The 6755-nt window shown below is 67.9% G+C and carries 7 protein-coding genes; 2 read left to right on the forward strand and 5 right to left on the reverse strand.

Annotated elements, in window-relative coordinates; genetic code table 11:
• On the forward strand, positions 1–1023 hold a 1023-nt coding region (locus VGB60_RS03380; RefSeq protein ID WP_331036870.1), incomplete at its 5' end, for a toprim domain-containing protein.
• On the opposite strand, the gene VGB60_RS03385 is transcribed toward VGB60_RS03380, so the two are convergent.
• The 5 genes from VGB60_RS03385 to VGB60_RS03405 all read right to left on the reverse strand — a co-directional run bounded on the left by VGB60_RS03385 (position 1020) and on the right by VGB60_RS03405 (position 3666).
• The gene (locus VGB60_RS03385) at positions 1020–1463 is read right to left on the reverse strand and encodes a surface-adhesin E family protein (protein ID WP_331036871.1); all 444 of its coding nucleotides are present in this window, start codon (positions 1461–1463) and stop codon (positions 1020–1022) included. The two genes, VGB60_RS03380 and VGB60_RS03385, sit on opposite strands and share 4 nt — an antisense overlap.
• A 68-nt stretch (positions 1464–1531) precedes the next feature.
• Positions 1532–2692, reverse strand: a complete 1161-nt coding sequence (locus VGB60_RS03390; RefSeq protein ID WP_331036872.1) for a DNA cytosine methyltransferase — start codon at positions 2690–2692, stop codon at positions 1532–1534.
• A 49-nt stretch (positions 2693–2741) separates the two neighbouring features.
• Entirely contained in the window at positions 2742–3011 is a 270-nt protein-coding gene (locus VGB60_RS03395) for a DUF5985 family protein (RefSeq protein WP_331036873.1), read from the reverse strand.
• Entirely contained in the window at positions 3008–3280 is a 273-nt protein-coding gene (locus VGB60_RS03400) for a DUF5985 family protein (RefSeq protein ID WP_331036874.1), read from the reverse strand. Before VGB60_RS03400 ends, VGB60_RS03395 begins: the two co-directional genes overlap by 4 nt.
• Positions 3277–3666 carry a hypothetical protein gene (locus VGB60_RS03405; RefSeq protein WP_331036875.1) on the reverse strand — a complete coding sequence of 130 codons (390 nt, stop codon included), beginning with the start codon at positions 3664–3666 and terminating at the stop codon, positions 3277–3279. Before VGB60_RS03405 ends, VGB60_RS03400 begins: the two co-directional genes overlap by 4 nt.
• A gap of 258 nt (positions 3667–3924) precedes the next feature.
• Here VGB60_RS03405 and VGB60_RS03410 point away from each other — a divergent pair.
• A partial coding sequence (locus VGB60_RS03410; RefSeq protein WP_331036876.1) for a HAMP domain-containing protein occupies positions 3925–6755 on the forward strand: 2831 nt, incomplete at its 3' end.

Raw genomic sequence — 6755 nt, forward strand, 5'->3', positions numbered from 1 at the left:
CTGAACGTCGAGCGCGCCCGCTTCGACCGCATGCTGTCGTCGGAACTGATCGGGACGCTGATCATGGCGCTGGGCACCGGCATCGGCCGCGACGACTTCAACGCCGACAAGCTGCGCTATCACAAGATCATCCTGATGGCCGACGCCGACGTCGACGGCGCCCACATCCGGACCCTGCTGCTGACCTTCTTCTACCGGCAGATGCCGGAGCTGATCGAGCGCGGGCACGTCTACATAGCCCAGCCGCCGCTCTACAAGGTCTCCAAGGGCAAGCAGTCGCGCTACCTCAAGGACCAGTCCGAGATGGACTCCTACCTGATCGAGGAGGGGTCGTCCGAGGCCAGTCTGGACCTGTCCAACGGCGAGCGCCGCGCGGGTCGCGACCTGCAGGCGCTGGTGCGCGAGGCCAAGGCCTTCCGCGCCGGAGTCGATCGCCTATCGCAACGCGCGCCGGCTTTCGCCATCGAGCAGTCGGCGCTGGCTGGCCTGTTCGACGAGGGCGACAGCGATCCCGCAAGGGCCGCCGCGCGTCTGAACCTCTACGCCGAGGAGGGCGACGGAGACTGGTCCGGCGGGCCGGGCGCCCAGGGCGCCGTGGCGTTCGAGCGCGTACGCCGCGCGGTGACCGAGCGGGTGGTGCTCGAGGAGGCTCTGATCCGCTCGCTGGACGCGCGCCGTCTCGCTGAGCGCGCCGTCGCCTTCGAGGGCGTGTTTGAAACCCCGGCCGTGTTCCGCCGCAAGGACAAGACGGTGACCATCCGCGGTCCGCTGGACCTGCTGGAGGCGGTGCTTGACGCCGGCAAGAAGGGCATCGCCATCCAGCGCTACAAAGGCCTGGGCGAGATGAACCCCGAGCAGCTGTGGGAGACCACGCTCGACGTGAACGCCCGCACCCTGCTGCAGGTCAAGGTCGAGCACGCCGACGACGCCGACGACCTGTTCGCCAAGCTGATGGGCGACGTGGTCGAGCCGCGCCGCGAGTTCATCCAGGCGAACGCGCTCGACGCCGCGGTCGACGCCTAGGCCGAGGGCTGGGGCCGACCGGCTTCGATGAAGGCCTTCACCGTCGGCCAGTGGGGCGGTTTGGCCCGATCACCATCGCAGGCGATCTGTTTCAGATAGGCCGGAAGCGTATTGTCGCGCGCCGGTTCCCAAGCGGCGCCTTCCTCCGGGAAGGTGTCGCCTTCGGCGCCGTCCGATCCGTGTTCGACCAGGCCGGCCGTGCGCCACCGGCTGGCGCCGCATTGGAACTCGTAGGTTTCGACCGTATGGCTGAAGTCGCCCGCCTCGCCCCGCAGACTGGCCTTCGCCACGCGGACCGACGTGACGTCTCCGTTCACCGCGATGCTGTCGACGTCGGCTAGAAAGGCCATGGTCTGGTTGCGCGAGAAGGCGTGCCATGTCTCCGCGCACACCGGCGTCGCCAGTGAGGCGAAAGCCAGCACCGTCACCAGGATTTTCATGTCAGTCTCCCAAAAGCCCCGGGCCATCTTGCGCCACCCTTGTTGGTTGGCAAGAGGCCGACCTCGGGTCAGGCCGCCTGCTTGCGCGGGGCCGTCGGCGCGGCGAGGGGCTCGAAGAGATGCTCGGCGAGGCTGCGCACCACCGGGACGGCCACGCCGTCCCCCGTCAGGTGGCAGGCGGCGCCGTGGCTGACAGGCAGGCTGTAGCTGTCGGACAGGCCCATCAGCCGCGCGGTTTCGCGGCCGGTCATCAGGCGGGTTCGCACGCGTCCCTCCGCGACGACGAGCAGGATCTGGCGGCTTGATCCGCCGGCGGGCGTCCTGAGGCAACCGGCGCGGTCGAACCGCACCTCCGCCCGCTGGACCCTTTCGCCATCGGGTCCTCGGCGGGTGCGCCGGAACACAGCCCCGACGCCGCCGCCCGGGTTGCGCCGGACCGCGTCGACCTTCGCCAGATTTGTCGGGGACATCTGCGCCAGCAGGCGGGCTGTCCGCGCTTCGTCATGCCAGACCAGGCCTGGGCCGTCGGGCTCGACCACATCCCGGAGCCACGGGGGCGCGGCCGCCGGCGCGGGCAGGTTCCACCAGACCAGGGCGCGGCGCAGGTCCTCGGGCAGGCGATCGACCGCGCGGCGCAGGGCAGGCGGATGGAAGGGCTCCGCCGGCGCGGAGAGCTCAAGCCCGCGGCTCTCCGCGTTGTCCAGAACCCCGACCACGAACAGCCGCGGCCGTGACTGGGGCAGAAAGCGGTCGGCGTTGATCACCAGGGCGCCCCACCGGTAGCCCGCATCGACGAAGGTCTGGCAGATGATTTCGAAGTCGAGCCCTCCGCGCGAGGTCAGGGCTCCGCAAACGTTCTCGACCACGACCATCTTCGGCGCGCGACCGTCCGCGGCCAGCCCGCGGGCGAGCGACCAGAAGGCGTGGAAAGTCCCCGACCGCTGTCCGTCCAGTCCGGCCCCGGCGCCCGCCAGAGACAGGTCCTGACAGGGGAAGGATCCCCACATCAGGTCGGCCTCGCCCGGCAGGTCGCCGGCTGCCAAGTCGGCGATGTCTGCGACGTGGAGGGCGTCCGCGCCCCAGTTGGCGCGCCAGGAGGCGGCCTTTCGCGGGTCGATGTCGTTGGCGAACAGGCAGCGCCAGCCGTCGCCGAGGCCGGCGCGCACCATCCCCCCGCCGCAGAAGAATTCGTAGTAGCCGGGCCGGTTGTCCGGGCGCGATTCGATCATGCCCCGACGCTGACCTTGGAGGGGGGCGATGTCCACCGCCCGGGCGGCGCTAATCCCGCGATGCGGCCCGCGACTTGGCGACCACCGCGCCGATGATCAGCAGGAAGGCCGCGAGGCGGATCAGGTAGAAGGGGCTCTGTTCCTCGCGCGGAATGGCCATGGCGTTGGTCAGCAGCGGCACCAGGCCCATCAGCAGGAAGGCCGCGGCGAAGGCGAGGAACAGCCCGTCGCCGGTCTTGCGCCAGAACTTCAGGAAGAACAGGGCCGCGACGGCGTGGCCCATGATGATGGCGCCCGGGGCGATCGACATCAGGCTCATCGGTCCACCTCCCAGATGAAGCCGTACAGCAACACGCCGATGGCGAGGAAGGACGTCACGGCGCGGGCGGGTCCCAGGTCGACGGACGCCAGCACCAGCATGTCGAGCACCACCAGCACATTGTTGACGGCGAGCAGGCTGAAACAACCGGCGCTCCACAGCAGGAGCGGCTGACGCGATCGCAGCCAGGATCGCACCAGCAGCACGGCGCAGATGGCGCTGGTGAGCAGACAGAGCCCATAAACGAGCGGAGGTCCCCAGGTCGTCACGGTTTCCGCCCCCCCAGCCGGAAAGAGTCGGCGAAGCCCTTCAGCGGGTCCTGCCGGCGTGTCGCGATCAGATTGACCAGCGACACAGGCCGCTGCCGGTAGGCATCCTGCAGCGCATCGGCGAGGACCGCCAGCCCCGGCGAGGCCGGCGCATACCGAGCGACGCCGTCCCGTTCTTGGACCAGGCCGGCGCGCTGAAGACTGGCGACGCAGTCCGCGACCAGAGCGGGATTAGCCCGCAGTTCGGCGACGACCTGATCCATCGTCCAGTCGCGATCCGGCGCGCTTCTCAGCAGGATGAGGGTTTCAAGCGCCCAGACCGAGGGGATGGCCGCCTCGACGAAGGCGACCAGCTCGGGGGCGAGGCTGGAAGGGCCTCCGCTCACGCCGTGACTGAAGGGTCTGGCCGGGTCCGCATGGCGCGCGAAGCTAGCGATCAAGGCGGGATTGGCAACGCCAAATTACGGCCCGGAAATACGGAACCGTTCGCTCTCGGCGTGGGTTGAACTCGGTTGGTCCGGGGGATTGTGGACAGAACGGTTTCAGGCGGCGGGGGGCTGGTGCGAAGCGCAAGCAGGCCTTGACGGCGAGACGGTTCGGCCGATTCCTGTCGGGACGAGTCCGCTTATCCGCCAAGGTGCCAAATGTCGCTCGCCGTCGCCGCCGTTGAACCGACCCTCGACAACCGTCAGCTGCTCACAGCGCTCCGCGCCTTCCGAAGGGGCGACTTCTCGGTCCGCCTTCCGGGCGGGCTCACCGGCATGGACGGGGAGCTGGCGGAAGCTTTCAACGACGTGGTCGAGCTGAACGACCGCATGAGCCGCGAGTTCAGCCGGCTGGGCGAGGTCGTGGGCCGGCAGGGCAAGATCAACAACCGCGCGCGGGTGCCCGCGGCGACCGGCGCCTGGGCCGCCAGCGTCGACGCCGTCAACACCCTGATCGCGGACATGGTCCACCCCACGGCGGAAATGGCGCGGGTGATCGGGGCCGTGGCCAAAGGCGACCTCAGCCAGACCATGGACCTCGAGAACGAGGACCAGCCCCTGCGCGGCGAGTTCCTGCGCATCGGCCGGGTGGTGAACACCATGGTGGGCCAGCTGGGCTCGTTCGCTTCCGAAGTGACCCGCGTGGCGCGCGAAGTGGGCACCGAAGGCAAGCTGGGCGGCCAGGCGAACGTGAAAGGCGTCGCCGGCACCTGGAAGGACCTGACCGACAACGTGAACTTCATGGCGGCCAACCTGACCGGTCAGGTGCGGAACATCGCCGAGGTGACCACGGCCGTGGCCAACGGCGACCTCAGCCGCAAGATCACCGTGGACGTGAAAGGCGAGGTGCTGGAGCTGAAGAACACCATCAACACAATGGTGGACCAGCTGAACTCCTTCGCCTCGGAAGTGACCCGGATGGCCCGCGAAGTGGGCACCGAGGGCAAGCTGGGCGGTCAGGCGAACGTGAAGGGCGTCGCCGGCACCTGGAAGGACCTCACCGACAACGTGAACTTCATGGCCGCCAACCTGACCGGTCAGGTGCGGAACATCGCCGAAGTCACCACCGCGGTGGCCAAGGGCGACCTGTCGAAGAAGATCACCGTCGACGTGAAGGGCGAGATCCTCGAGCTGAAATCGACCATCAACACCATGGTGGACCAGCTCAACGCCTTCGCCTCGGAAGTGACCCGGGTGGCGCGCGAAGTCGGCACCGAAGGCAAGCTTGGCGGACAGGCGCGCGTGGAAGGCGTCGGCGGCACCTGGAAGGATCTGACCGACAACGTGAACCTGATGGCCGACAACCTGACCGGTCAGGTGCGGAACATCGCCGAAGTGACCACCGCCGTGGCCAAGGGCGACCTGTCCAAGAAGATCACCGTTCAGGTCCGCGGCGAGGTGTTGGAGCTGAAGGACACCATCAACGTCATGGTGGACCAGCTGAACGCCTTCGCGTCCGAGGTGACGCGCGTGGCGAAGGAGGTCGGCACCGACGGCAAGCTGGGCGGTCAGGCCCAGGTGGAAGGGGTCACCGGGGCGTGGAAGGACCTCACCGACAATGTGAACCTGATGGCCGACAACCTGACCGGCCAGGTGCGGAACATCGCCGAGGTGACCACCGCCGTGGCCAACGGCGACCTGTCCAAGAAGATCACCGTGGACGTGAAGGGCGAAATCCTCGAGCTCAAATCGACCATCAACGTGATGGTGGACCAGCTGAACTCGTTCGCATCCGAAGTGTCGCGGGTGGCGCGCGAAGTGGGCACCGAGGGCAAGCTGGGCGGTCAGGCCAACGTGAAGGGCGTCGGCGGCGCCTGGAAGGATCTGACCGACAACGTGAACTTCATGGCCGCCAACCTGACGGGTCAGGTGCGGAACATCGCCGAGGTCACCACGGCCGTGGCCAACGGCGACCTCTCCAAGAAGATCACCGTGGACGTGAAGGGTGAGATTCTCGAACTGAAATCCACCATCAACGTCATGGTGGATCAGCTGAACGCCTTCGCCTCGGAGGTGTCGCGCGTGGCGCGCGAGGTCGGCACCGAGGGTAAGCTGGGCGGTCAGGCGCAGGTGACCGGCGTGACCGGCACCTGGAAGGATCTGACCGACAACGTGAACTTCATGGCCGACAACCTCACTGGCCAGGTGCGGAACATCGCCGAAGTGACCACCGCCGTGGCCAACGGCGACCTTTCCAAGAAGATCACCGTCGACGTGAAGGGCGAGATTCTGGAGCTGAAGTCGACCATCAACACCATGGTGGACCAGCTGAACGCCTTCGCCTCGGAAGTGACCCGCGTGGCGCGCGAGGTCGGCACCGAGGGCAAGCTGGGCGGTCAGGCCAATGTGAAGGGCGTGGCCGGCACCTGGAAGGATCTGACCGACAACGTGAACTTCATGGCCGGCAACCTGACCGGCCAGGTCCGCAACATCGCCGAAGTGACCACCGCCGTGGCCAAGGGCGACCTGTCCAAGAAGATCACCGTCGACGTGAAGGGCGAGATCCTCGAGCTGAAGAACACCATCAACACCATGGTGGACCAGCTCAACGCCTTCGCGTCCGAAGTTACCCGCGTGGCCAAGGAGGTCGGCACCGAGGGCAAGCTGGGCGGGCAGGCGCGGGTGGAAGGCGTCGGCGGCACCTGGAAGGACCTGACCGACAACGTGAACTCCATGGCCGCCAACCTGACCGGTCAGGTGCGCGGCATCGCCGACGTCGTGACCGCCGTGGCCAACGGCGACCTGAAGCGCAAGCTCACTGTGGACGCCAAGGGCGAGATCGCCTCGCTGGCCGACACCATCAACGGCATGATCGAGACCCTCGCCATCTTCGCCGACCAGGTGACCACCGTCGCCCGCGAGGTGGGCATCGAGGGCAAGCTGGGCGGACAGGCGCGGGTGCCCGGCGCCGCCGGCCTGTGGCGCGACCTGACCGATAACGTCAACCAGCTGGCCGGCAACCTGACCACGCAGGTGCGCGCCATCGCCGA

The sequence above is a fragment of the Brevundimonas sp. genome, from assembly GCF_036399195.1.
GTDB lineage: Bacteria > Pseudomonadota > Alphaproteobacteria > Caulobacterales > Caulobacteraceae > Brevundimonas.